Source organism: Segatella salivae F0493 (assembly GCF_000477535.1).
Classification (GTDB): Bacteria; Bacteroidota; Bacteroidia; order Bacteroidales; family Bacteroidaceae; genus Prevotella; species Prevotella salivae.
This window is the reverse complement of the sequence record NZ_AWGW01000032.1, coordinates 117,500-143,758: the sequence shown is the minus strand read 5'-3', so window position 1 is coordinate 143,758 and position 26,259 is coordinate 117,500. Positions and strand designations below refer to the sequence as shown.

25 protein-coding genes and 2 tRNA genes are annotated in these 26,259 nt (G+C 42.7%); 8 read left to right on the top strand and 19 right to left on the bottom strand.

From position 1 onward, the window contains the following. Nucleotides 1-63: 63 nt before the first annotated feature. The gene (radC, locus tag HMPREF9145_RS12325; RefSeq protein WP_021826740.1) at nucleotides 64-768 is read left to right on the top strand and encodes a RadC family protein; all 705 of its coding nucleotides are present in this window, start codon (nucleotides 64-66) and stop codon (nucleotides 766-768) included. Between the two features lie 232 nt (nucleotides 769-1,000). Here radC and HMPREF9145_RS12320 read toward each other — a convergent pair whose 3' ends face one another. The 3 genes from HMPREF9145_RS12320 to HMPREF9145_RS12310 form a co-directional block, all read right to left on the bottom strand. Continuing rightward, the gene (locus HMPREF9145_RS12320; protein WP_007134657.1) at nucleotides 1,001-1,768 is read right to left on the bottom strand and encodes a UDP-2,3-diacylglucosamine diphosphatase; all 768 of its coding nucleotides are present in this window, start codon (nucleotides 1,766-1,768) and stop codon (nucleotides 1,001-1,003) included. Next, a complete protein-coding gene (locus HMPREF9145_RS12315) occupies nucleotides 1,769-2,089 on the bottom strand; it encodes a metal-sulfur cluster assembly factor (RefSeq protein WP_021826670.1) in 321 nt (106 codons plus the stop codon). Nucleotides 2,090-2,308: 219 nt separating this feature from the next. Further along, nucleotides 2,309-2,381 (bottom strand) — tRNA-Pro (locus tag HMPREF9145_RS12310). Between the two features lie 122 nt (nucleotides 2,382-2,503). Here HMPREF9145_RS12310 and HMPREF9145_RS12305 point away from each other — a divergent pair. Beyond that, nucleotides 2,504-2,576: transfer RNA gene (locus tag HMPREF9145_RS12305), tRNA-Phe, on the top strand. Nucleotides 2,577-2,733: 157 nt separating this feature from the next. After that, complete coding sequence (locus tag HMPREF9145_RS12300; RefSeq protein ID WP_021826621.1) at nucleotides 2,734-2,964, top strand: hypothetical protein; 231 nt, start codon at nucleotides 2,734-2,736, stop codon at nucleotides 2,962-2,964. A 331-nt stretch (nucleotides 2,965-3,295) separates the two neighbouring features. Here HMPREF9145_RS12300 and HMPREF9145_RS12295 read toward each other — a convergent pair whose 3' ends face one another. After that, nucleotides 3,296-4,612: a UDP-N-acetylmuramoyl-tripeptide--D-alanyl-D-alanine ligase gene (locus HMPREF9145_RS12295; protein ID WP_021826697.1), complete on the bottom strand. Its 1,317-nt coding sequence runs from the start codon at nucleotides 4,610-4,612 to the stop codon at nucleotides 3,296-3,298. A 260-nt stretch (nucleotides 4,613-4,872) separates the two neighbouring features. On the opposite strand from HMPREF9145_RS12295, the gene folP reads away from it, so the two are divergent. The 5 genes from folP to HMPREF9145_RS12270 all read left to right on the top strand — a co-directional run bounded on the left by folP (nucleotide 4,873) and on the right by HMPREF9145_RS12270 (nucleotide 10,478). Beyond that, nucleotides 4,873-5,727 carry a dihydropteroate synthase gene (gene folP / locus HMPREF9145_RS12290; RefSeq protein ID WP_021826660.1) on the top strand — a complete coding sequence of 285 codons (855 nt, stop codon included), beginning with the start codon at nucleotides 4,873-4,875 and terminating at the stop codon, nucleotides 5,725-5,727. A 103-nt stretch (nucleotides 5,728-5,830) separates the two neighbouring features. Continuing rightward, nucleotides 5,831-6,607, top strand: a complete 777-nt coding sequence (gene cdaA / locus HMPREF9145_RS12285; protein ID WP_007134663.1) for a diadenylate cyclase CdaA — start codon at nucleotides 5,831-5,833, stop codon at nucleotides 6,605-6,607. A gap of 125 nt (nucleotides 6,608-6,732) precedes the next feature. Beyond that, nucleotides 6,733-7,755 carry a phosphate acetyltransferase gene (gene pta, locus HMPREF9145_RS12280; RefSeq protein WP_007134664.1) on the top strand — a complete coding sequence of 341 codons (1,023 nt, stop codon included), beginning with the start codon at nucleotides 6,733-6,735 and terminating at the stop codon, nucleotides 7,753-7,755. Nucleotides 7,756-8,015: 260 nt separating this feature from the next. Then, nucleotides 8,016-9,215 (top strand): acetate kinase, encoded by a 1,200-nt coding sequence (locus HMPREF9145_RS12275; protein ID WP_021826696.1) that lies wholly within the window; start codon nucleotides 8,016-8,018, stop codon nucleotides 9,213-9,215. A 219-nt stretch (nucleotides 9,216-9,434) separates the two neighbouring features. Beyond that, entirely contained in the window at nucleotides 9,435-10,478 is a 1,044-nt protein-coding gene (locus tag HMPREF9145_RS12270) for a sugar kinase (protein ID WP_021826626.1), read from the top strand. Nucleotides 10,479-10,729: 251 nt separating this feature from the next. On the opposite strand, the gene HMPREF9145_RS12265 is transcribed toward HMPREF9145_RS12270, so the two are convergent. The 15 genes from HMPREF9145_RS12265 to murG form a co-directional block, all read right to left on the bottom strand. After that, entirely contained in the window at nucleotides 10,730-10,939 is a 210-nt protein-coding gene (locus HMPREF9145_RS12265) for a hypothetical protein (protein ID WP_036907743.1), read from the bottom strand. A gap of 141 nt (nucleotides 10,940-11,080) precedes the next feature. Then, the gene (locus tag HMPREF9145_RS14215) at nucleotides 11,081-11,209 is read right to left on the bottom strand and encodes a hypothetical protein (RefSeq protein ID WP_081697779.1); all 129 of its coding nucleotides are present in this window, start codon (nucleotides 11,207-11,209) and stop codon (nucleotides 11,081-11,083) included. Between the two features lie 317 nt (nucleotides 11,210-11,526). Beyond that, entirely contained in the window at nucleotides 11,527-12,000 is a 474-nt protein-coding gene (locus HMPREF9145_RS12260) for a DUF4252 domain-containing protein (protein WP_081697778.1), read from the bottom strand. 11 nt (nucleotides 12,001-12,011) lie between these two features. Continuing rightward, nucleotides 12,012-12,905, bottom strand: a complete 894-nt coding sequence (locus HMPREF9145_RS12255; protein WP_021826633.1) for a ComEA family DNA-binding protein — start codon at nucleotides 12,903-12,905, stop codon at nucleotides 12,012-12,014. A gap of 143 nt (nucleotides 12,906-13,048) precedes the next feature. Beyond that, nucleotides 13,049-14,407 (bottom strand): sodium-dependent transporter, encoded by a 1,359-nt coding sequence (locus HMPREF9145_RS12250; protein WP_021826683.1) that lies wholly within the window; start codon nucleotides 14,405-14,407, stop codon nucleotides 13,049-13,051. Nucleotides 14,408-14,560: 153 nt separating this feature from the next. Next, nucleotides 14,561-14,917, bottom strand: a complete 357-nt coding sequence (locus tag HMPREF9145_RS12245) for an MmcQ/YjbR family DNA-binding protein (protein WP_021826714.1) — start codon at nucleotides 14,915-14,917, stop codon at nucleotides 14,561-14,563. A gap of 4 nt (nucleotides 14,918-14,921) precedes the next feature. Continuing rightward, nucleotides 14,922-15,425: a CYTH domain-containing protein gene (locus tag HMPREF9145_RS12240; protein WP_021826723.1), complete on the bottom strand. Its 504-nt coding sequence runs from the start codon at nucleotides 15,423-15,425 to the stop codon at nucleotides 14,922-14,924. Then, the gene (locus tag HMPREF9145_RS13865; RefSeq protein ID WP_007134675.1) at nucleotides 15,422-15,571 is read right to left on the bottom strand and encodes a hypothetical protein; all 150 of its coding nucleotides are present in this window, start codon (nucleotides 15,569-15,571) and stop codon (nucleotides 15,422-15,424) included. The genes HMPREF9145_RS12240 and HMPREF9145_RS13865 overlap by 4 nt, the downstream gene beginning before the upstream one ends. A 44-nt stretch (nucleotides 15,572-15,615) precedes the next feature. Further along, nucleotides 15,616-16,746 carry a peptide chain release factor 2 gene (gene prfB / locus HMPREF9145_RS12230; protein WP_021826671.1) on the bottom strand — a complete coding sequence of 377 codons (1,131 nt, stop codon included), beginning with the start codon at nucleotides 16,744-16,746 and terminating at the stop codon, nucleotides 15,616-15,618. Nucleotide 16,747: 1 nt separating this feature from the next. Beyond that, nucleotides 16,748-18,556, bottom strand: a complete 1,809-nt coding sequence (locus tag HMPREF9145_RS12225; protein WP_021826712.1) for an AMP-dependent synthetase/ligase — start codon at nucleotides 18,554-18,556, stop codon at nucleotides 16,748-16,750. 1,158 nt (nucleotides 18,557-19,714) lie between these two features. After that, entirely contained in the window at nucleotides 19,715-21,049 is a 1,335-nt protein-coding gene (gene ftsZ / locus HMPREF9145_RS12215) for a cell division protein FtsZ (protein ID WP_021826739.1), read from the bottom strand. 39 nt (nucleotides 21,050-21,088) lie between these two features. Next, nucleotides 21,089-22,540, bottom strand: a complete 1,452-nt coding sequence (gene ftsA, locus HMPREF9145_RS12210; protein ID WP_021826637.1) for a cell division protein FtsA — start codon at nucleotides 22,538-22,540, stop codon at nucleotides 21,089-21,091. A 19-nt stretch (nucleotides 22,541-22,559) separates the two neighbouring features. Continuing rightward, complete coding sequence (locus tag HMPREF9145_RS12205) at nucleotides 22,560-23,753, bottom strand: cell division protein FtsQ/DivIB (RefSeq protein WP_021826653.1); 1,194 nt, start codon at nucleotides 23,751-23,753, stop codon at nucleotides 22,560-22,562. Between the two features lie 14 nt (nucleotides 23,754-23,767). Further along, the gene (gene murC / locus HMPREF9145_RS12200) at nucleotides 23,768-25,147 is read right to left on the bottom strand and encodes a UDP-N-acetylmuramate--L-alanine ligase (RefSeq protein ID WP_021826623.1); all 1,380 of its coding nucleotides are present in this window, start codon (nucleotides 25,145-25,147) and stop codon (nucleotides 23,768-23,770) included. Continuing rightward, entirely contained in the window at nucleotides 25,148-26,254 is a 1,107-nt protein-coding gene (gene murG, locus HMPREF9145_RS12195; protein WP_021826728.1) for an undecaprenyldiphospho-muramoylpentapeptide beta-N-acetylglucosaminyltransferase, read from the bottom strand. Nucleotides 26,255-26,259: the final 5 nt, after the last annotated feature.

Genomic DNA, 26,259 nt, shown 5'->3' with positions numbered 1-26,259 from the left:
AAGGTTCTACCTATCACGCTATATCACCTTTTAAAAAGGTGAGAAAACCTAAATAAAATAACCATGGAAACAGAATTAAACAACACCTATAAGAGCATTGTTAATTGGGCAAAAGAAGACCGACCACGTGAGAAGCTTGAGCGACTTGGCCCATCTGCTTTGAGCAATGCCGAGCTTTTAGGAATCCTTATCGGTAGCGGCACACAAAAAGAGAGTGCTGTTGACCTGATGAAACGCATCCTGATAGATTGCAATAACAATCTAAATACTCTCGGAAAACTAAGCATTCGTGAGTTAGAACAATATAAAGGAGTAGGACCAGCAAAGGCTATTTCTATCCTCGCGGCATGCGAATTAGGGAAGCGAAGGGCCATGGAAAAGGCACAAGAACGTACATCTATCGACTCCTCTAAAGCCATTTATGAATATCTTCACCCACGAATGCAAGACTTAGATGTTGAAGAAGCCTGGATAATGTTACTCAATCAGCATTATAAACTCATTAAGGCCATGGCCATTAGTCATGGAGGAATCACCGAAACGGCAGTCGATGTGCGCGTTATTCTCAAAGAAGCCTTACTCTGTAATGCCACTGTTCTCGTCTTAGCTCATAACCATCCGAGCAATCATATCCAGCCAAGTAAGCCCGATGATCAATTAACTCAGCGCGTAAAGAAAGCCTGCGAAGCCGTCAGAATCCATTTTCTTGATCATGTTATCGTTACAGATGGCGATTTCTACTCATATCATGACAACGATCGTTTGTGAGTATTCTTCGTGCAATTCCATTCTAATTATCCACTATTTAAGTGTAATTGATAAACAAAAACACCAAGAAATGCAAATATAAAACCAAGTAATGGTATTGTCTTTTTCATCATATTAAATCTCTTCTACAAGGATAGTAGGCCGCCATCTATGCCACCCTACCTTGTTATATTATAGCAGATTCACATGCTTTCATTTTGCATCAGCTGAACACAAGATGCAAACCACCTTATCAGAACTTTGATTCTCCCTCCACATATTCACCCAAAAACAGATGTTCTCCATCGAAAACAGCATACGTAAACTGCCAAATCCAATCACCAAGAATCAGCATCCGTGTCGTTTTATCAATGGGAAGGTCGAGCTCTATGTGCCGATGTCCAAAGAGAAAGAAGTCGATATTGGGATGAGAATGTTTGTATTCACGAGCAAATCTCACAAGATATTCCTTGTCTTCTCCCATGAAAGGAGCTTCTTTTCCGTCTGCTCTCTTCAAGCGACTATGCTTGGCCCAGTTCAAACCTAAAGCCATTCCCCAACGTGGATGAACAAAGTTTAGAAGACGTTGGCACGTGCGATTATGAAACACTTTGCGCAGAAACTTAAACTTGTTATCAGGATCTCCCAACCCATCTCCATGGGCTAAATAGAACACTTTGCCGTAAATCTCAGTCGTAACTGGGGCTTTATGTACCATAACGCCACACTCTTCTTCAAGATAACCATAGGTCCACAGGTCGTGATTTCCAGTAAAGAAGTGCACCTCTACCCCACTATCAGTGAGTTCACTGAGCTTTCCGAGGAAACGAGTGAAGCCTTTTGGCACAACATAACGATACTCATCCCAAAAGTCAAACATATCTCCGAGCAGGTAAATTGCCGAAGCTTTGTCCTTGATACTATCAAGAAAACGCACCAACCGACGCTCTTGTGTGCGGCCATGTGCTATCGCCAATGAGCCCAAATGGGCGTCACTCAAGAAATAAATGTTCTTTCCCATTTAGTCAAATCCTAATTCTACGCGCGCCTCTTCAGTCATCATGCTCTGATCCCAGGCTGGTTCGAACACTAAATTCACGTTTGCTGAGGTCACGCCTTCAACGCTATCAACCTTTGTTCTGACATCTTCCAAGATGAAATCTGCCGCCGGACAGTTCGGTGCTGTGAATGTCATGTCGAGGTCAACACTGCCGTCTTCCTTTACATCTATCTTGTAAATCATGCCCAAATCCCATATATTCACAGGTATTTCTGGGTCATAAACGGTCTTCAATACATCGACTATGCGCTCTTCTATCTGTGTTTTTTCTTGTTGTGTCATATCATTTTGTTTATATTGCAAAGATAGTAAATAAAATGAAACAAAAGGAGTTAGCGCATAAAAAAATACAGAAAACGAATAAACCACCATGAAACTGGCCGCTCTGACGAATAAGATAACAAGACAAAACGGCGTTATTCGCCAACTCTTGGCCTCCTACTCACACCATAATAAAACAAAAAAGGGAAAGCCTTTTCGCTTTCCTCTCCTCAAAAAGTGTCGGGATTAGGCGACTCGAACGCCCGACCCCTACGTCCCGAACGTAGTGCGCTACCAACTGCGCTAAATCCCGTAACCTTGCAATTTGCACGTGCAAAGTTACACAAAAATCTGCAACTATGATATTTTTTGATTGAAAAATTTGTGTGTTTACAGAAAAAAAACTACCTTTGCAGACGCAAATCAAGAAGTAAAGGTGCCATAGCTCAGTTGGTAGAGCAAAGGACTGAAAATCCTTGTGTCCCCGGTTCGATTCCTGGTGGTACCACTTCCTCCTTTCATTAAGCCGTTTGTACTCAGCTGAGACAAGCGGCTTTCTCTTTTCCTTTGCCTCAACAAATAAGACGCTTTCGATGTAAACATATCGTGCTTCACCGAAAAACTTACGACCAACAGCACAAATTCGCTTTACATCCGCCCTCCACTTGGAAGCAAAAGCAAAGAACATCACCCAGCAACCATGTAAAGATTATTATCCGAAATTTAACACTTCATTCCATGCCCATTTAGAAAAGGTAAAGGAGAAAAACGGCCTTTATGGTGTTCAATCCACCCAACTTACAGGTAAATTGAGTATAGGTGTATCGCAACTTCTATCAAATCAGCTCACCATTTGCATCAAATGGCCGAGTCAAACACATCAAATTGCACGATGAAATGGGGCAAAATGTAAGCTGATTTGCGCCTTTTCGCAATATATCCAGGGCTTAACCTCACCACTTTCCGGCTGATTTTTCATAACCTTTTCATTCTCAACAGGTTAGGAAACGGCGAAAAACACGGCGTATTTCAACCGAAAACTTATCTCGTTTCAAATCCACGAGTTTTGCGAAAGAGATTGTAAAAAGAAATCAAATGCCTCCCTCCTTTCAACAGAAAAGAGGGAGGCATAAAATAGATTCATATATCCTACAGGTCAAAGGCTGTGCAACTATCTTAGGTTACAAGCCTTCATCAAACATGATGACCAACACACTATAAAGTCATTTAGAGCAATTCGGGCAATTCAAAGAGTTTAATTCCATTGCTACCCTTTATCAATATGTAGTAGTTTTCAGGGCAATGTGCAGCGATTTCGGCTTTCACCTCATCGACATTCTTAAACTTTCGGAAGGCCGTTTGTGTCTTTCCAAACTCCTCTCCGACAAGCCACACCTCCTTAAATCCATCTTCTGCGAGCTTGTCTACAAGCTTTTGATGTTCCAAAGCCGATACTTCTCCAAGCTCACGCATATCTCCCAAGATAGCCATTTTATGCTCCACATTCATCAATTTGAAGTTTTCGACTGCGGCAGCCATGCTTGATGGGTTTGCATTATAGGCGTCGACAATGAGTTTATTCTTTGCCGTTACCTCCAATTGACTGCGGTTATTGGCTGGAATATAGTGCGAAAGAGCGTGATTTATCTGTTCAGGCGTAACACCAAAATGCAGTCCTATCGTAATGGCCGCAAGCATATTGTCGATGTTATAGGCACCAATCAGGTGGGTTTGAACGTCATAAGTACGCGCCTTTGATTCCGTTGTGGCCATATTTCTCCATGTAAACCTCAGGAAAGGAGCACAATCTAAGACCTCACCTTGCACGTTTGCATCGTCACTTTGACCATAGGTCATGATGCGATTCATTTCACGCTGGCGTGCCATCTCTACGAGATCAGCATTACTTTCGTTGAGAAACAGCAGTCCATCATGGGCTTTCAAGTAGTCATAGAGTTCGCCTTTGGTTCGCTTTACGCCTTCAAAGCTACCGAAACCCAACAGGTGTGCCCGGCCAACATTCGTAATCATACCGCATGTTGGCTCTACATACGTGACGAGTTTCTCTATATCTCCCGGATGACTTGCACCCATTTCGACCACTGCTATCTCATGCGTTGCATCAAGACGCAACAATGTTTTAGGAACGCCTACATCGTTATTGAAGTTTCCTTCGGTGTGCATCACGCGATAACGCTCGGCCAAAACAGCAGAAACAAGCTCTTTGGTAGTTGTCTTTCCGTTAGTACCTGTAATGCCAATCACTGGGATTTGAAAGCTGCGACGATGCTCACGGGCAATCTCTTTGAATGTTTTAAGGCAATCATCTACAAGAATCAGTCGGTCATTATCGGCCTCAGCATAAGCTGGTTCGTCTATAATGGCATAGGCACAACCCTTTTCCAATGCTGCTTTTGCAAACTTATTACCATCGAAAGAAGCACCTTTCAACGCTAAAAAAATACTGTCTTTGGGGCAGTTTCGACTATCCGTAGTGATACAAGGATGCTGCAGATAGAGGTCATAGAGTTCTTTTATATTCATAGAATCAATGATGTTATACTGCAAAGTTACGCTTTTTTTGAATATGAACCATCGGAGTCGTCAAATAATTGACAATATATTTAAGTATCATGCCATCGCTATGAGACAGCCTTTCAATGGTAATGGCATAACAAAAGCAATAAAAAAGCATCGTGCATGCAGCCTTTTCATCGAATGCTTTTCTATATAATGTTAATGAATTGTGGTTAGACCATGATTTAATTTGGATTATAACATGAAATATAATAACTTTGCACAATATGAAACCAATAAGCTATACCCTCAACATTAGAGGCAAATTGATAGATCTCGCCACGCCAAAAGTGATGGGAATCCTCAACTGCACACCCGATAGTTTCTATGTGGGCAGTCGCAAACAAACCGAACATGACATTGCCGAACGTGCCAATCAGATTATTCAAGAAGGTGGAACAATGATTGATGTTGGTGCATTTTCTACGCGTCCGGGAGCCAAAGAGGTGAGTGAAGAGGAAGAGATGGCACGACTGAAAGCAGCATTGCAGGTTGTAAGACGTGAGCAACCAGACGCTGTTGTGTCTGTAGATACCTATCGACCCAACGTAGCTCGTCACTGCATTGAAGACTGGGGAGCTGATATTATCAATGATGTGAGTGAGGGAGGGCTTACGGGTATCGTCAACACGCCTATCCATGAAGCCGAAAATATGTTTGACATCATCGGACAGTTAAAGGTTCCCTACATCCTGATGTCTGTCAAATCAAACCTTCATGACATGATGATTTCGTTTGCAGATGAGGTGCAACAACTGCGCAATCGCGGTGTAAAAGACATCATACTTGACCCTGGTTTCGGCTTCGGAAAGACGCTTCAACAGAACTATGAGATATATAATGACATGGAAAGATTAGGCACTTTACAACTTCCTTTGCTTGTAGGTATCTCGCGAAAGACAATGATTTATAAACTCGTTGGAGGTGATCCGACAACTGCATTGAATGGAACAACCGTACTCAACACGGCAGCTTTGCTCAAAGGTGCAGGCATTCTGCGCGTTCATGACGTGCAAGAAGCCGTAGAATCAGTAAAGATTGTGTCGGCAATTCAGTCGCCATCAGAGATTCAACTGCCATAGTTGATGCACAGAAAAATAAGCAACGGAGAGAAAAAATCAGTCATTCAGTCTCAAATGTAAAATCAAATTATACAGTAAACACTATACATTAAATATATAAACAATGCCTTTTAGCTTCGGAATAAAAGATGTAATCGATATCTTTTTGGTTGCATTGATTCTCTATTATCTATATCGTTTGATGAAAGAAAGCCGTTCATTGAACATCTTTATCGGTGTAATGGTGTTCGTGTTGGTATGGCTTTTCGTGAGTCAAGTACTCGAAATGCGCCTCCTTGGGTCTATACTTGATAAGTTAGTTGGCGTGGGTGCCATCGCCTTGATAGTGCTTTTCCAAGAAGAAATCCGTCGTTTCCTCTACTCACTCGGTGCACATCAGCGCATTAAACAACTCAGCCGGTTCTTTGGACAGCGTCGGGATGGGAAGAGTCGCGAGGCAACTCGTCAGATGATTATGCCGATTGTAATGGCTTGTATGAATATGGCTAAGGGCAAAGTTGGGGCATTAATTGTCATCGAACGAAGCGCTCCACTTGATGATATCGTTGAAACGGGCGATACTATCGACGCCAATATAAACCAAAGACTCATTGAAAACATCTTCTTTAAGAACTCTCCTTTGCACGACGGGGCTATGATAATATCTCGCAAACGCATTAAAGCTGCAGGCTGTATCCTACCAGTTAGTCACAACTTTGATATCCCAAAAGAGCTTGGTTTGCGTCATCGTGCGGCAATGGGAATAAGCCAAGACAGCGACGCTATAGCCATTGTAGTAAGTGAAGAGACTGGACGCATCAGCGTAGCCATAAAGGGTCAGTTCAAACTTAGACTTTCGGCAGAAGAACTTGAAAGTATATTGACGAACGAACTTGAGTGATTTTTTAGGCTTTTTTAGCCTATACAGCCACACTATTTCATTTATTTTTGCTATTTTTGCAAAGTAGAAGTGACAATTATCACTATCGAAATAACTCTAAATATTTATCGAAAATATAGCAAACTATGGATTTATTACAGCAAATTGTGGCGCGCGCTAAGGCAGAAAAGCAGCGCATTGTGCTCCCCGAAGCAGAGGAAGAGCGCACTCTGAAGGCTGCCGATAGAGTGTTAGCTGACGGAATCGCTGAGCTGATTTTAATTGGAAACCCTGCCCATATCAAGGAGTTGGCAACACAATGGGAATTGAAAAACATCGACAAAGCAACCATTCTTGACCCCCAGAACAATCCAAAGAGCGAGGAATATGCCGAAAAACTGGCCGAACTTCGCAAGAAAAAAGGTATGACATTAGACCAAGCTCGCGAGCTGGTTACTAAGAATAATCTCTACTTAGGCTGTATGATCATCAAGACAGAAGGTGCAGATGGCCAGATCAGTGGAGCCTTAAGTACGACCGGAGACACGCTACGTCCGGCGTTACAGATTATTAAATGTGCGCCAGGTATTAGCTGTGTGAGCGGTGGCTTGCTATTAATCACGAAACAAAAGCAATATGGTGAGGATGGTGTTGTAGTCATTGGAGACGTTGCTGTGACGCCCGTTCCCGATGCAAGTCAGTTAGCTCAGATTGCAGTTTGTACCGCAGAGACAGCTAAAAGCGTTGCCGGCTTCACACAACCACGCGTGGCAATGTTGAGCTTTTCGACTAAAGGCAGCGCCTCACATGAGGTAGTTGACAAGGTGGTTGAAGCTACAAAGCTCGCTCATGAGCTTGATCCTAACTTATTGATTGATGGAGAACTTCAGGCCGATGCAGCGCTTGTACCTGATGTTGCCGCAAAGAAAGCACCAGAAAGTGACATCGCTGGTCATGCCAACGTACTCATTGTTCCTAATCTTGAGGTAGGAAACATCGGCTATAAGCTTGTTCAACGCCTCGGAGATGCAATCGCAATAGGTCCTATTCTCCAGGGAATTGCACGCCCAGTTAACGACCTTAGTCGTGGATGTTCAATCGAAGACATCTATTATATGGTTGCTATCACGGCATGTCAAGCCCAAGAAGCAAAGGCAAACGAAAAGTAAAGTGACGGAGAACTGAAAAGTTTCGCACGGAGAATCCTTATTGATAAACGAGCAATGACCCCTGAATCGTTGTATCGTTTATCAATGAAAATTCAAAAATGTTAAATCTATTACATGATTATCTGAAACAAACCATTGAATCAATGCGTGCTGTTTTGGTTATTAAAACATTCAACATTCATCGCAAACCTACAGTCTACATTCAACCAACTATCCTTATTTTACCCCACATTCAAAATTAATTATTCAACATATTCATTATGAAGATCTTAGTATTAAACTCCGGAAGCAGTTCGATTAAGTACAAACTCTACGACATGGACAATGAGTCTGTGTTGGCACAAGGCGGAGTTGAGCGCATCGGTTTAGACAAAGCGTTCATCAAAGTGAAGTTACCTAATGGTGAGAAGAAGCAGATTATGGCCGACCTTCCCACACATAAGGAAGGCGTAAGCTTAGTATTTAACTGCCTGCTTGACCCCGAATTCGGAGCAATTAAGAGCCTCGATGACATCGAAGCCGTAGGACATCGCATCGTGCAGGGCGGCGACAAGTTTAATAAAAGCGTTATCCTTACAAAGCAAGTAGAGGAAGGTATCGAAGAGCTTTGCGACCTTGCACCCGTTCATAACGCTGGACACTTGAAAGGAATCCGTGCAGTTAACGAGCTCATGCCTAACACTCCACAGGTTTGTGTCTTTGATAATGCGTTCCATAGCACTATGCCTGACTACGCATATCTATACGCTATACCTTATGATCTCTATGAAAACTACCATGTGCGTCGCTATGGATTCCATGGTACAAGCCATCGATATGTCTCGCATCGCGTATGTGAAATGCTCGGACTTGACTTCAATAAGGCGAAGATTATCACTTGCCACATCGGCAATGGAGCCAGTGTTGCTGCCATCACTAACGGCAAAGTAGTCGATACTTCAATGGGACTTACCCCCCTCGAAGGCCTGATGATGGGAACTCGTTGCGGTGATATTGACCCATCAGCGGTTACCTATCTCATGGACAAATTGGGCAAAAAGCCACAAGAAATGTGTGACTATCTCAATAAAAAGAGTGGTGTTATCGGCATAACGGGTATCTCAAGTGACATGCGCGACATTGAAAACGCAGCGAAAGAAGGCAATGAACGTGCGAAGTTAGCACTGAAAATGTATGACTATCGCATTAAGAAATACATCGGCGCTTATGCCGCAGCATTAGGCGGAGTCGATGTAGTGGTGTTCACAGCTGGCGTTGGTGAGAACCAAACGAGCACCAGAGCACAAGCTTGTAAAGGCTTAGAGTTCATGGGAATCAAGATTGATGAGGCCAAGAATGCTACCATTCATGGAGAAGAAGCCATTATCTCTACACCTGATAGTAAGGTGAAAGTGGTTGTCGTTCCTACGGATGAAGAAATCGTTATCGCACGAGACACAAAAGAACTGATTAAGAAATAAAGGCTCGTTTGACGTGTCAGATGACACGATATGATAGAGGAACAATATCAAAAGCAAAGACATTCTCCCAAAATGTCAGTCATTTCATGCTCTCGTATAGCACGAAACACGAGCGTTTCTGCCCTATACAACATGACAATCTTTTGATATTGTCCCCTTTTTTTATTCCAAAAAACCCGATTTGTTGACCTAAAATATTTTGTAAAAGCCAATTAACACATGAATAAAAAGATAGTAACCTTCGGAGAAATCCTATTCCGTTTGTCGAAAGAAAACCATAATCGGCTGACACAAGGCCACGTCTTCAATGGCGATTACGGTGGTTCCGAGGCCAATGTTGCCGTATCTTTGGCCGTCATGAACGACGAAGTGGAATATGTTACGCGTGTTCCTGACAACGCAATAGGCCATGCTGCCCTCATGCATCTACGCGAGTTTGGCCTTGATGTCAGCCACGTTGTTTACGGAGGTGACCGACTTGGCAGTTATTTCTTTGAGCCTGCAGCCGCTATGCGCAATTCAATGGTTGTCTATGATCGGGCAAACAGCTCGTTCTTTACACTCAAACATGGAGATATCGACTGGCATCCCATCTTCCAAAATGCCATGCTTTTCCACTGCTCGGGCATCACTTGTGCCATGAGTAAAGACGCACTTGATACCACGTTTGATGCCTTAGAAACGGCTAAAAGCATGGGCGTTGAGATTACATGTGACATCAACTATCGCGCCAATCTATGGCATTATGAGGGGGCAAATGCGGCAAAAACCATCCATAAACTCATGGAATACAGCAGCTTTATCTTTGGTGATCAGAACGAATGGGAAGTCGGAAGTGGACTCAAACACATTCCTTTTGAAGCACAAGATGCTGACTATGAGATTGACGAAGCTGCCTATCTCGACTACTTTCACCAACTAAAGCGCCAGTTTCCAAACTGCAAACGCATGCTGATTGCACTGAGAAACCAACTTGCTTCGACGCATCACATCCTCACAGGTGTGCTCTTTTCGGAAGGAAAACTCTACAAAACACGCCTCTATGACATTCAACCTGTCGTCGACCCCATGGGATGTGGTGATGCGTTTGTGGCTGCTTTCATCCACGCCCGACTGAAATGGCCTAATGACGACCAGCATTGTCTCGACTTTGCCCTATCGGCTTCGGCATTAAAGAACACGATAATCGGTGACCAAAACCTTGTGAGTGAGGCTGAAATCATAGCGAATATGCAAAGTAAAGGTGGGAGAATAGAACGCTGATTGAGTGAGAGTGAGAGGGGATTAGAGGGAAATAAAGCCTCTCCCCCAGCCCCTCTCCGAAGAGAGAGGGGAGTAGTTAGTCGTGGAAATGGAAGGAGTTGTTTGAAGGTTAATTAGAGGTGGCGCCATTGCTGATAATAAAAAGCAAAATGAATTGAGGCAAATGACCGTGTAATTAGCCTTGTTTTATGCGATAATTTGCGTCATTTCATCGCATAAAATGACGCAGATTGTATCATGATTTTAATTCTTCAACGCCATAGGTGTTGTGCTTTTTCGGTGCAATCTACCATAAATATAGGCACGAAGAAATGTGAATCATGATATAAAAAGAACGTTTCAACGCCGTAGATGTTGCGCTTTTGATAGCCTAAGGTTGTCAAACGATAGCGCAGGCTACCCTGGGTTAACGTATGTTGTGTGGGAAACAACGCCGTAGGTGTTGTGCTTTTTCGGCGCAACCTGCCATTTATTAATTTGTGTGTAAATATCAATCATTTTGTGGAATAAACGTTTCAACGCCGTAGGTGTTACGCTTTCTAAGCGTAATCCGCCATGAATCCCCCCGTTATAACCATGCCTTCACAGAAAAAGCTCAACACCTACGGCGTTGAATCCCCTTGCGAATGTTTACCCGGGGTAGGCTCGTTCCTCACCAACCCCGGGCTATCAAAAGAACAACTCGTACCGAGTTGCATCGTTATAACATTCACATTGGGCGATATGTTCATCGAAATACAGGTATAACGCTTACGGCGTTACATGGTTGTAACATTTACAAAGGCGGATGCATTCATTGAAATGCAGGCATAAAACCCATGATGCTGCGTAGTCATAACATTCGCAATGGCGAATACATCCATCGAAATATTAGCGTAACACCTATAGCGTTGTATGGTTGTAATATCCCCATTGACGGATACATCTATTGAAATATTGGCACAAAACCTACGGCGGTGCTCCATTACAATATCCCATTGGCGGATATATCCAATGGAATACCGCCGTAAAACCTACGGCGTTGCGTGCTTGCTACATCCGTAATATCCTACATATCCATTACCGTTTCGACCATAGCACTAATATCTTTGGGGTTCATTTCACCCGTTATCTGTGCGAATTTACAGCCTTTCTCGCCCGTCATCAATACACCTATCTCCGTGATGAGCTTCTCGTCACCCTTTGCAAGCACAAGGATGTCGTTGTCGGCATCCTTGAGTTTAGCAAACTCTTGATAGCCTTTTGTGAGCAAGTTATTAACATCTTTGCGGAAAGAATTACGCTTATGACGACCACAATTGTCGAGCATCAGAATGCGAACCCCTTTTACTTGTTGTGCGAGTTCAATGGCGTCGGCACTCTTTAACTTTGTCAATGCTGCTTTAAGTAGGAATTGTGGCACGCGGAGATACTGCACATGCTTATCTTTACTATATTGACTGATGAGTTCGTCTGTATTGTTTTGAGCGAACATTGCACTGCAAGTGAAGGCTACCAAGGCCAACATTAACCATCTTTTCATTTCTTTTTAATTTAAAATACGACATAAGCACGCAGGCGATCAATGGCTTCTGGCGTGAAACTTTTCAGCAGTTTGAGGTCATTAATGCTTCGTAATGGTCCTCGAAGTCGCCGATAATCCATGATGTCGCGAGCCCGATAAAAGCCTATGTAAGGATGATGTTGCAAGTCGGCAAACGTCATTCGGTTTACATTTAGCTTTGTAATATGAACGCAATCTGCCTTGAAATATTTTATAGCTTCGGTCGGAAAACCATTTATTTCCAGTAATTGATTGACGTCATTGAAGCCTCCAAGCCGGCCACGATAATACACAATGCGCTGCGCATAATAGTGTCCGATGCCGGGAACACGCTGCAATTGGGTTGTGTCGGCCGTGTTAAGGTCTATGGTTTCGCCCAATTTCAACTTCTGAATTGTGTGAGGATAAAGGCTGTCGGCTGTTGTTTTGCGTCGTTGAGCCTCAGGTAACAGAGCGGCAGGTTGGTAATCTTGTCCTATGCGTATATAGGGTTTAAGTTGCCGATAGCGTTGTTGTGTCAGTCCATAAAGGCGTGCAAAGTCTGAAGGTTGACGATAAACTCCTCCTCGAGCGCGGTATTTGTAGATAGCTCTTACCTGCCATGGCTGTAAGCCAAGACGCAAAAGAGCCGTACTATCGGCCGTGTTTGGGTCGAAAGGAAATAGTTCATGCGGGTGTGTTTCTACATTATAATAAGATGAAGACTGAGTTTGTGAAAAATGTTTCTGAGGGAATTGCTGAGTTTGTGTATAGCCTTCGCTCAATGTTTCATCGTCTTTGTCGAACAGAAAACAAACTAAAAGGGCCGCAACAGCTATGCCAAGCAACACTAAAATCGTATTGCGGTCAGACTTATTATAATACAAAAAGTCGTGAATGTTCATGGAATCAGTAAACGTTAAAGGTATATTCAGGTGATGAAGACGTGGCAACCAAGGCTCAAACCAGCCGCTATGGCGTTGGTCTTAGCCAGGTTTCGTAGTGTTATCAGCAGGGAATGAGGGCATATAAACAGGGATGCTATCGATTAGATAAAATGAAACTGATGTAACATAATTGCCAGAATGCAAAGTGGACAAACAAAGCGCATGGTGAAGAGAAACAGCTTATAGAAGCTGAAACGCAGTGTTCCCCAGTTTGAAAGTTCGTCTTTCACAATCTGTTTAGGTATAACCCAGCCCACAAAAAGACACATTAACAAGCCGCAAATGGGTAGCATCAGCTGGCCAGTAACAAAGTCGAAGAGATCGAAGAGGTCCATTCCAAAGAGCGACATGCTTGATTTCTGCCCGATAGATATTGAACATATTGCACCAATCAGACAGCAAGCAACCGTCACTATCCATGCACCGGCCTTGCGAGTGATGTGGAGTTCTTCATAGAAGAAGGCCGTGTTGACCTCATGAAGGGATATTAATGAGGTCAAAGCTGCCAGAGATAACAATGCATAGAACAGCAAAGCAATAACCCATCCGATGACAGGAACACTTGAAAATGCCTGATTAAACACATTGGGAAGGGTGATAAAGATGAGCGAAGGACCACTATCGGGGCTTATTCCGACTGAAAAGGCAGCAGGAAATATCATTAATCCTGCCAAGATGGCTACGAGAAGATCGATTAATCCAATCTGAATCGCCGAAGTCTTGATATTGGTTTGTCGGCTGAAATAACTTGCATAGGTGCACAAACAGCCCATGCCGATGCTCAAAGAATAAAAACATTGGCCCAAGGCACCAAGGAAAACGTCACGTGTTACCTTTGAAAAGTCGGGCTTAAACAAGAAGTCTATGCCCTTAGTTGCACCTGGAAGCAGACACGCTGCAACGACAATGACGAGCAAAAGGATAAAAAGTGTGGGCATCATCAGCTTAGAAGCCTTCTCTATTCCATTGCGAACACCATGTACAATGATAAAATGTGTGATGCCAAAGATAACGATAGTCCAAAAGACGGGACGTATAGGATCGTTTGAAAATGCCGTGAAATATGAGGTGATATAAGCTGGTTCGCCTTTTAATTCGCCCATGATAGAGGCATAAATATAGTTGAGACACCAGCCCGATACAACGGCATAGTAACCCGTTATGAGGAAACCTGTGAGCACTTCTAAATAGCCAATCCACCTCCAATTGCTTCCTTTTGCGAGACGAGTATAGGCTCTTGCTGTGTTAGAAGCACCGTGTCTACCTATCAAGAACTCACCAATCATGCAAGGAATACCTAAGATAAAGACGCAAGCTACATATATAAGTATGAAGGCAGCACCGCCATTTTCACCCGTCATATAGGGGAAACGCCAAATATTTCCAAGGCCAACGGCTGAACCAGCTGTGGCAAGTATAACACCAATCTTACTTCCGAAGTTTACTCTTTCTTCTGCCATTACATCTCATTTTGATGATATTTTGAAAGCAAAACTATAAAAAATATTTCAAAATCAGTATTATTTTAAAAGGTAATTTATAATTATCGTGTTGATATACTGCGTTTAGCCCGCTTATTGTTATAATTTCTTTATATTGCGAAGTGTAGGATGTTAAGGATTGAGTGCAAGTGAATCATGATATTTCTTAGGCAGTTTCTGAACAATATTTGTATACGATTGGCGGATGAGCTGCTTGATAACGTGGTCGTCAAGCTGCTCAATATAAAGGTCGCTCCAATGTTCTTTATTCATATGATAAGCCGGACGGATGGCATCATAGCGTTCTCTCAGTTCACGAGCCACATCGGGCTGCATGTTAACGGCTATGTTCGGCTCGTCCGTTTCGAGCCGGATGAGCACGAACCATTTGCCATGTATGCGGATGGAAAGCGCGGTTTCGGTAAACAAATCCTCGGTAACTTCGGGGTGAAGTGACAGTGCGAATGTGCGTATTTCTTCGATGTTCATAGGTTTATCGATATTCTTCAGGTAGTGTATCGCGCCAAAGTTTGAAGGGATATTGTAGCATGTGCGAGTTATAAAAACGTTTATCACCAGTTACTTCCATACCAATGAAGTCGGGTTTAACGTATGATTCGTTTTCATTTTGCAACTCTACTTCTGCCATAATGAGTCCTTCGTTGTCGCCATGAAACTCATCTATTTCGAATGTATGACTGCCACTTTTGACTAAATAGCGGTGTTTATCGATGACACCACCCTTGCAAAGCGTCATGAGATGCTCGGCTTCGTCGGGTGATATCTCTTTTTCGAACTCATAACGAGATAGACCATGATTCGTAGAACGACCCTTGATAGTCAGGAAAGCATGGTCATCACGCAGACGAATACGTACAGTTGCTCCGTCAGCGGGAATGTAACCTTGCTTTATATGCGTACAATTGAAGGCCTGATCTCTATATGTTCTGCCTTTCTTTACAAGGAATTTGCGTTCTATTTCCAATCCACTGCTCATTGCATGGCAACCATAAAGACGAGATATAAGACTGCAAGGACAATCAAACCAACAAAGATATAGTTCACGACATTCTTGCCTTTAGCTTCCTGTTTCTTTTCGTAGGCTTCATGCTTAGCCTTTCTTAACGCTTTGTTACTGCTCATAGTGTAGGGTTTTTAGATTATTTATAATGTTTATTTTCTTGTGATTATTCTTCCTTTTCGGCATCGGTGGCAGCAAATTCCATTAGATATGCTTTGATAAAGCCATCGAGTTTACCATCCATAACAGCATCAACATCGGAGGTTTGAAACCCTGTTCGATGGTCCTTTACACGGCGATCATCGAATACATAGCTTCGAATCTGGCTGCCCCATTCAATCTTTTTCTTGCCCGCTTCTATCTTAGCTTGCTCTGCTTGCTTTTTCTTTAAAGCACGATCATAAAGTTGTGACTTCAAAAGGAGCATCGCTTTAGCTCGGTTTTTGGGCTGATCTCGGGTCTCAGTATTCTCTATTAAGATCTCTTCTTGCTCTCCAGTATCTGGGTCTTCATACTGATATCGCAAGCGAACTCCTGACTCAACCTTGTTCACATTCTGTCCTCCTGCACCGCTAGATCTAAAGGTATCCCAGCTAACTTTAGCCGGATCAACGTACACTTCGATAGTATCATCGACCAAAGGAGTAACAAACACGCTCGCAAAACTCGTCATTCTTTTCCCTTGAGCATTGTAAGGTGACACCCTAACTAAACGGTGAACACCATTCTCACTCTTTAGATATCCATAGGCATAATCACCTCCTTCAATCGTCATAGTGACGCTCTTTATGCCGGCTTCATCACCATCTTGTATGTCGGTTACCTTCACATTGTATCCATGAGACTCACTCCATCGCTGATACATACGCATTAACATCTGTGCCCAATCTTGGCTTTCAGTACCTCCTGCGCCTGAGTTTATCTTCAGAACAGCATCCATTGCGTCTTCCTCTTGACGCAACATATTCTTTAATTCCAAATCTTCTACGGCCTTAACTGCCTTTGCATAGTCAGTGTCGACTTCTTCTTCAGTTACCATATTGTCTTTATAGAAGTCGAAAGCCAATTGGAGTTCATCTGCCAACTCACGGCAAGCGTTATAGCCTTTGAGCCATTTCTCAACGCCTTTTACCTTTTTCATCTGTGCTTCTGCACGTTTAGGATCGTCCCAAAAGTCAGGAGCTTGCGTGCGCAACTGCTCTTCTTCAAACTCTATTTTCTTTTGGTCTATGCCCAAATATCGATGAAGTGCATCGGTGCGCTCAATGATATCTTTTAGTTGTTCGGCTGTAATCATATTATTCTTCGTACATTTTGTCAATACAATCTCTGTAGTTTTTATAGATTACAGAACGTCTTAACTTCAACGTATTTGTTAGTTCTCCGCTCTCCATTGAGAAGTGGTGAGCCAATAAAGTGAATCTCTTTATCTGCTCATATGCTGCTAATTGTTGTTGCAAAGTCTCTATTCTTTCGCGCATCATTGCATGCACTTCTTCGTTGTTACAAAGGTCTTCACGACTTGAATAGACGATGTTGTGCTCCTTAGCCCATGCTTCTAACATAGGGAACTCAGGCACAATGAGAGCTGAAACGAATTTTCTTTGGTCAGCAATGATAGCCACCTGATCAATGAACTTATCCACTAAGAGCAATGATTCAACCATCTGTGGCGCCACATATTTACCATTTGAGGTCTTGAACAGGTCTTTAATGCGTTCCTTTAAGAATAGTTCTCCATTCTGAAGATAGCCTGCATCGCCCGTGTGGAAAAAGCCGTCAGCATCAAACGCCTCTGCATTTATCTGATCACGATGGTAATATCCTGGCGTGATTGTAGGGCCTTTGAGCAGTATTTCATCGTTTTCTCCTATCTTGATTTCAAGGTTATCAATCGGTCGTCCGACTGAACCTATCGTGTAAGGTTCATCTTTGTGGTCGCAAGAAACCGTCGCTAAGCTTTCCGTTAAGCCATAACCGACAATCATACAAATGCCTATCGAATGTACAAACTCTTCGACTTCTGGCGACACATAGGCTCCAGCTGTGGGGAAGATATTAGGATTTTCAAGTCCAATCTGTTTGCGAACAAGACTCAATATCGTTCTGTTTACAACCTGATATTCAAGTTCTACATTCATCGGAACACGCTTTCCACGACTCAAATACTCTACATTTCGCTTCCTTCCTACGGCTAATGCATGATTAAAAAGCTTGCGTTGGATAGCATTCGACTCATCCATCTTCGTCTTAACTGCTATGAACACCTTCTCCCAGAAACGCGGAACAGCACTCATACACGTTGGATGTGTCTCGCGCATGCTTTGTTGTATCTCCTTAGGATAAGTGTTTATAATCAGTTGAGCGCCTTCCGTCAGCGCCAAATATGCCCAACCTCGTTCAAAGACATGCGTGAAAGGCAAGAAGTTTATGACGCGATCTTTTTCACCAATGGGCACACATTTGTCGTTTGCATCCATCGCAGCACGATATTGTCCGTGTGTAAGCATCACGCCTTTACTATCTCCTGTCGTTCCACTGGTATAGAGAATGTTACAAAGATCCGTATCGTTTGCCTGATGCCAAAGCCTTTCTACCTCACTCTGTCGAGGCAGTTGTTCGCCTAAAGCAATGAAATCTTCGAAATAAAGTGCATTGGGGTCATGCGTACTTATACGCACACTGGGGTCAAATATGATGATGCGTTCAAGCGAAGGACATAGTGGAAACACACGATGGGCTTTGTCGTATTGCTCTTGTTCGCCTACAAACAGGAAACGAACCTGGGCATCATTGACCATGTATTGAATCTGCTGTTCACTTGATGTGGCATAGAATGGAATAGAAACCAAGCGTATTCCATAAGCGCCGAAGTCCGTATAGAGATATTGAATGCAGTTCTGTGAGAAGACAGCAATGCTTTCTTGTGGCTTAGCTCCAAGGTTAAGAAGGGCATTACTGACTTGTTTTACACGCAGAGAGAACTGATTCCATGAGATGGAACGCCACTCTAAACTGCCAAATTTGCGGAAGGTGATCGCGTCACGGTCACCATATTTCTCGGCCTGCTTATGTATTAATACCGAAAGATGACATTTCGTTTGCATAGTTTTTTCTTTGTTGATACTTGCAAAGATAGTAGAATTGAGCGATACTGCAAAGGAAAACAAGGATTGATTTTGCCTGCAAACCCATTTTCAGGCAATTCGTTTTTAGGAGTCACCGATAGGATTTCCAAAGCTATTTAACGGGGAATATATTGAAAAGGACCTTCATATCCATTCATGCGCAGCTCTCTTTCAAGGCGTTCTCGCTCTGCTGTTTTGTGCAAATCAATACTGAATTTCACCACGTTCCCATTCGATGTATAAATTGAAAACAAAAAAGCGCCGAAAGAACGAGGTGGTATCGAGTATTCAACCTTTGTTATTTCATGAATCAAAATCGGTTTATACTTCGGAAAAGAATGCACAATCAACACGCCAGGTATAGTGCGAAATTCCCCATATTTCATGTTATGCAGCATGTGAGGTACTATCAAAGACAAGATTAATACAATGCAAACCATAACCAAAATGGGAGTAATTATATTGTAACTAAACATTTCTTCTTTCGCTGTTTGATGTTAGTTGGTTTTGTTGTTGATTTATATTTGTGGGCATAGTTTATCGTTTTTATAAATCTACACAGGGCTTTTCATGATTGTTTTCATGCTTTCCCATTATAGAACTATTGCGAAAATAAGACATTTCGAGTGAATGTGCAAATCTTTCTCTATCTTTTTCATCGTTCAGTAATTTAATAAGGTGCTCAAAATAAGACCAAAGCATGTCATGAAAGTGTGGTTATAACAAGGAGATTAATGGCAGATTAATCAAAGATAACACAACACCTATGACATTGTTCCCCATACAACAAACGCTAACCCAGGCTGACCTGCACTATCGTTTGGCAACCCTGGGCTATCAAAAGCTCAACACCTATGCCGTTGAAGAATATAATTTATAATACAATTTGCGTCATTTTATCGTACAATTTGCGTCATTTTATCGTACGATTTGCATCATTTCATCGCATAAAACAAGCCTAATTGAATTGCCTTTTACATCAATTCATTTTACTTTTTGTTATCACTAACATCAAAACATCCAATCAACTACAAAACACCCCCCTCTATCTTCAAAACTAATTACTCCCCTCTCTCTTCGGAGAGGGGCTGGGGGTGAGGCTTTGTCTACCTCATTTACCAATCCGAAAAATCACACTTAATCGAAGCGAATGACCGATTGTTCGGGCTCTTCACTATTCTTATCGTCGTTCTTCACCAAGTGAGCACCCGATGCCATATTACGAATTTCCTCTAACATCTGGCGTGTTCGTTTATAAGTTGGTGTATTTTCAACCGCCAAGATGACGTCTTCGTTGTCAAGATCTTCAGGTCGAAACAAGAAGATATGAGGTCTACGCTTGTATTGATTGGTCTTACCGATGTTGCCATAGTAGTGTCCTCGCCGTTCATCTCGCTCTGCTCTGCGTTCCTCTTCCTGTGCAATGCGGTCGGCTTCTTCTTGAGTATGTTTCTTAAGATGGCTGTTCATGCCGTCTACATCCTCTATACCGAAGCCCGTAGCAAGTATAGTTACCTTGACGCGTTTACCGAGTTCAGGGTCTAAAGCAAGTCCCCATTTGATCTCAAAGTCACTTCCAAACTTCGCCATGAAGTCGTTAACGTCGTTCATTTCCTCCATCATGAGGCCCGAGTTATCGTTCTTTTCATTGCAGAAGTTAATGCTTAAGAGAATCTTTTTGGCATTAAAGATATCGTTATCATTGAGTAATGGTGAGTTCAAAGCATCGTCAATAGCTTTCTTTACACGTCCATCGCCCTCGCCATATCCCGTACTCATGATTGCCACTCCACCATCTTTAAGTACGGTTTTGACATCATTGAAGTCAAGATTAATAAGTCCGTGGTTCGTGATTATTTCCGCAATACTCTTTGCTGCAATGCTAAGCGTGTCGTCAGCCTTACCGAAAGCATCGAGAACGGTAAGGTCAGGATAAATCTCTCTGAGGCGTTCGTTGTTGATAACCAATAGTGCATCGACATGCTTTGACATCTCTTCAACACCATCTAAGGCTTGATCTATCTTGCGATCACCCTCAAAACGGAAAGGAATTGTAACGATTCCGACCGTCAGAATGCCAAGTTCCTTAGACACACGAGCAATGACTGGCGCCGCTCCTGTACCTGTTCCACCACCCATTCCGGCTGTGATGAATGCCATCTTTGTGCCATCACTCAACGCATATTTAATGTCGTCAAGTGTTTCTTCGGCTGCTTGACGCGCCTTTTCTGGCTTATTTCCTGCGCCAAGTCCTTCTTTTCCAAGTTGTAAGTGCACGGGTACAGGCGAGTCGTTTAGCGCCTGATTGTCCGTATTACAGAGTACAAACGTGACGTCATGTATGCCTTCTCGATACATGTGGTTAACGGCGTTACCGCCTCCTCCGCCTACACCAATGACCTTGATGATGCTATCTGCCTTATCGGGTTCACCGAAATCTAAGATCGAAGTTTTATGATTATTGTCAGCCATATTGTCTATTTATGATGTCAGAATTATGTATTTATGCTGTTATTCGTCTTCAGAAATCATCTTACCAAAGAAGCTTTTCAACTCCTTGAATAGCTTATGAGACGTACTATTCTCTTTCTTCTCTTTGGCAAGTCGCTCTTCTTCCTGACGTTTTGCCTCGAGTTCAGCCTGCAATTCGGCTTCCTTACGACGACGTTCTTCCTCTTCAGCCTTTTGCTTTTCAGCCTCTGTACGCACTACCCCACTACCAGTTGTCTCATTGAGTGTACGTGGTTTCTGGTGTAAATCCACTGTTGTTGTCGTGGTTTTAGCGTCAGGTGTTGTTCCAAAGAGATCGCTCTTGATTTCTGGTCCGGCACAGTTCATGTCGCCTTTTGCCAGGATACCCAAGATGGTATTCATCATTCCATCGTGTGCATTGATGCTTTCGTTAGTAGAATTTATCGTTTGTGAGACGAACTTTGCAGTACGAATCTTGTCGATATGTGTATGATTTCGGAAAGCCGTTTCAATGTTTCTGAGGTTAGAACCACCACCGGTTAGGATGATACCTCCTAAGAGATTGTTGGCATATTCGGCTGGAACCTGGAACCAAACATTCTCTATAATCTCTTCAACACGAGCCTCAACGACCTCTATAAACTTACGACTTTCAATCTGACGCTCGGCATCTATGGAGAGCATTAGACTGTTATCGATGTCACTATTGTCTGTAAAAGCACTGGCATACTTTATCTTCATCTTCTCAGCATCAGCCTCTTCCATCTGTAAAGAGGCAATATCCTTGGTGATGTTATTGCTTCCAAGTGGGATAACGGCTAAGTGACGGAGAATGTTTTTGTAGTAAACGGAGACAGTAGTTGTCTCTGCTCCCAAGTCAACGAGCACGCAACCAGCTCGCTTTTCAGCTTCGGTCAACACGCTATCGGCCAGAACCATTGGTGCAAGATACATCTCGGCAATGGCTATTCCAGCCTGATCGAAACACTTATTAAGGTTGCGATAGTAGGTGCGCAACCAGAGAATGTTCAAGAAGTTGCCTTCAAGACGCGTGCATTGAATGCCTACTGGGTCAAGCTGATATTGCTGATCAACCTTATATTCCTGTGTAGCGGCTTCAAGAATCTCACGATCTGGGTAGCTCATTGTACGGTTAGCATCCATTAATTGGTTAACCATCTCTTGAGAAACGATGGTATCTGAGGGAAGATCTTTAACGATAACATTACGTACACTGCGCATAGACTGCCCACCAACTCCTACATATACGTGGGCGATATCCGTCTTGAGCGCTGTCTTTAGCTTTGTAACAATATTGGTAAGACACTGTACCGTCTTGTCAATATTATACACAACACCCTTTCGGATGCATTGCGTTGAGTTCTCTCTGACCACAGCAAGCACGGTAATACTGCCGTCGAGGTTCTTCTTTCCAGCGATACCGGTGATCTTAGTTGACCCCAGTTCTATTGCAACGATAAATTCTGCCATGCGTAATTCTTTATCTATTCTACTTCTGTTTCTTTTTATCTTTCGACTTCGGAGCGTCTTTAGATGATTTATCCTTAGGCTTTTGTTTCTTTACTTCAGCTTTATCGGTCTTTTTATCTGTATGATTCTCCGACTTCTTTGTCGTTGTTTTCTTTGGTTCCTCCTTGTCTTTCGAAGAAGAGGTTGAGCTTTTCTCCGATTTCTTTTCGGCCTTCTTCTTCGGTTCTTCCTTAGCCTTTGGAGAAGAAGTTGAAGGCTTTTCTAATTTCTTTTCAGCTACTTTTTTGGGTTCTTCCTTAGCCTTTGTGGGCGATTCTGCCGAAGAAGATTCAGGCTTTTCTTCCTTTTTAGGTTCAGCTTCGACGTTTCCGATGACATCACTTGCTGCTAACGCCTCACCAAGACTCTCATTATCATCACGTCGTTTGTCGCGTCGTTTGCAGATGATTTGATTGTCAAATTCAAGGTTTATGTAGCTATATCTATTCCAACCAGCCTGAGAAAGTCCATACTTATAAAACTTTTCAAGTCGGTTCATCTTTCTGTTTACAAAGTCAACTACGGCAGCTTTGCGCTTCTCCTTATTTTTATAGAAAGGCATTTGACCAAGATAAACAATGTGATTTCCTACGCGTGGAATAAGCTCTACACCGAGATCAGGTAACACATTGATTTGTTCTATCTGATTACGCCATAGTTCATTGTCCATCAAAGTTTTGCTTAGAGGCGAAATATAATTGGATGCGAACCACTTATTGATATTACCCGTGGCGATAATCAAGTCAGATGTGTAATGAGAATTAGGCATAATGCAGTCATTATCGTCAAGATAATAATCGTCACCATTGGCAGCTTTGATCCTGACAACAGGCATTCGTTGAGTCAAAGAGATGTTAACCTCGCCATCTTCTGTTTTATAACATTCGGCGGTTTTAACGAAAGGACTGGCTTTCAATGCCTCTTCCATCTTGCGAAGATTGACATATTTCATTGGTTTCTCCAATGGATAAAGCTGTTCTTTCTCTAATCTTGCCTTAATTTCTCGCGCATCTATGAAGCCATTTGTAGCCTCATCTTGAATATTTATGTTTACTTTCGTGCACAAACGAGCCGCTTCATCGGGCTTATTAAAAGCCGTAAATGCTAACAAAAGATATATTGCTATCAATACATCTGATGTTACAATGAAGGTCTTTTTCCAGCTAATGCGCATCCGTTAATTTCGTTTTATTTCTTGTTTTCAATGATTTTGGCAATCTGAGGAACGTAGTTATTGAGGTCACCTGCACCAAGAACGACAAGAACATCAAAGTCACGACCTTTCACATAGTCAAGAACTTCGTCCTTCTTAATCATCGTTTTTTCTACGTTTGGTTTCAGATGATCATAAATCAACTTACTCGTTACCCCTTCGATGGGCTCTTCTCGTGCCGGATATATCTCTGTAAGAATGACTTCATCAAAGTTACTTAGTGCATCAGCAAACTCAAGATAGAAGTCACGTGTACGCGAATAGAGGTGTGGTTGGAACATAACCGTAATCTTACGGCCCCTAAACAGTTCTTTAAGACTCCTCGCACTTTGAAGTACTTCCTTTGGATGATGACCATAATCAGACAAGAACACATGTCTATTATCCTTGATTTTGAAGTCGAATCTGCGGTCAACACCGGCATAAGTTCTCATGCCATAACGTAGTTCTTCGGCTGTACATCCATTCAATTGTGCCATTGCCATGGCGGCGATGGCATTCTCAATATTGATTGGAATGGGCTGACCGAGATTAACACGCGCTACATTTTCAATCGGAGAAACAAAGTCGAAACAAATTTCTCCATTATCAATCACAACATTCTCTGCATGGAAGTCGCCTGCTTCACGACTGTAATCATATACTTTTACGCCTTCTTGCACATGCTGTTTCATCTCAAGATTGCGATGGATTATCAATGCTCCACCCGGTTGAATGAGTTCCGTATAGTGGCGAAAACTTTCAAGATAGGCCTCTTTTGTACCATAGATATCAAGATGATCGGGGTCGGTTGAAGTGATAACACTCATCCATGGCCTCAGCCAATGAAAGCTTCTATCAAACTCATCGGCTTCAATAACGATGTAATCACTATTCTTTGACAAGATATAATTAGTGCCATAGTTCTTTGAAATGCCTCCCAAGAAGGCATTACAATCCATGTGACTCTGATGCATTATGTGTGCACACATCGTCGAAGTAGTGGTCTTTCCATGCGTGCCTGCAAAGCAAAGACCTCTATGACTGCGTGTAAGCGTCCCCAAAACTTGGGCCCGTTTCTGGATTTCAAAGCCCTTTTCACGGAAGAATTGCAGTTCTTTGTGCGTGTCAGGGATGGCAGGTGTGTAGATGACTAACGTCGATTGAGGATTCTTGCACACGTGAGGAATCTCTTCAATATCCTCTTCGTAATGAATCAACATGCCTTCTTTCTCAAGTTGATGTGTTAGGGTTGACGGCGTCTTGTCATAGCCTGCAACAACCAAACCACGATGAATGAAGTAACGAGCTAAGGCACTCATACCAATACCTCCAGCCCCAATGAAGTACACAGCCTTAATATCTTTCAGTTCCATTTAATTTAATGCTAACTTTATTACCTGGTCGGCGATGACGTCGGCCGAGTTCTTTTTTCTGAGTTTTAATATGTTTTCTTTTAATGATTCGAGTGTAGAAGCGTTGCCAACTGTTTGGATTGCTGTCTTCAGTAGTACGTTAACAGCCTCACTATCCTTTACATATATGGCGGCATTCTTATTGACTAAGGCCATCGCATTCTTTGTTTGATGGTCCTCTGCAACGTTAGGTGAAGGCACAAGGATTACGGGTTTGCCTATCAAACAGAATTCACTGATACTGCTTGCGCCTGCTCTACTAATGACCAAATCGGCTGCTTTGTAAGCTGCTCCCATATCACTGATAAAGTCAGTAACCTTTAGATTTGGCAACTCTTCATTCTGAAGTTGTTGTTGAATGCCTTCATAATAGGCCTTACCTGTTTGCCAAATGAACTGAACATCAGTCTTTCCGATGATATCAAGATATTGCAACATACTATCGTTGATAGTCTTTGCGCCCAAGCTTCCACCCACTAAGAGAACTGTTTTCATGTTTGGATTGAGACCAAATGACTCACGTGCTTCCTCAACGGTAAGCTTTGAATCAAGTACATTCTGCCGAACGGGATTACCCGTCATGATGATTTTGTCTGCAGGAAAGAAGCGTTCCATGCCTTCATAGGCTACACATATCTTGTCAGCTTTCTTAGAAAGCAACTTGTTTGTTACTCCGGCATAGGAGTTTTGCTCTTGAATCAGACAAGGAATTCCTTCTTTTGCACACACGTTTAGTGTCGGTCCACTGGCATATCCACCTACACCTACGGCAACCATAGGCTTGAATTGTTTCACAATCTGACGTGCCATGCGCTCGCTTTTCCATATTTTGAAGAGCACAGCGATATTCTTCCACAGATGTTTGCGGTCGAAACCACAGATGGGAAGGCCCTTAATCTCATATCCTGCGGCAGGAACACGCTGCATTTCCATGCGTCCCAAGGCCCCAACGAAAAGGATCTTAGCCTCTGGTTGCTTTGCTTTGATGGCATTAGCAATAGATACTGCCGGGAAGATATGCCCTCCAGTACCTCCACCACTGATGATTATTCTCAATTCCTTATCCATGTTTT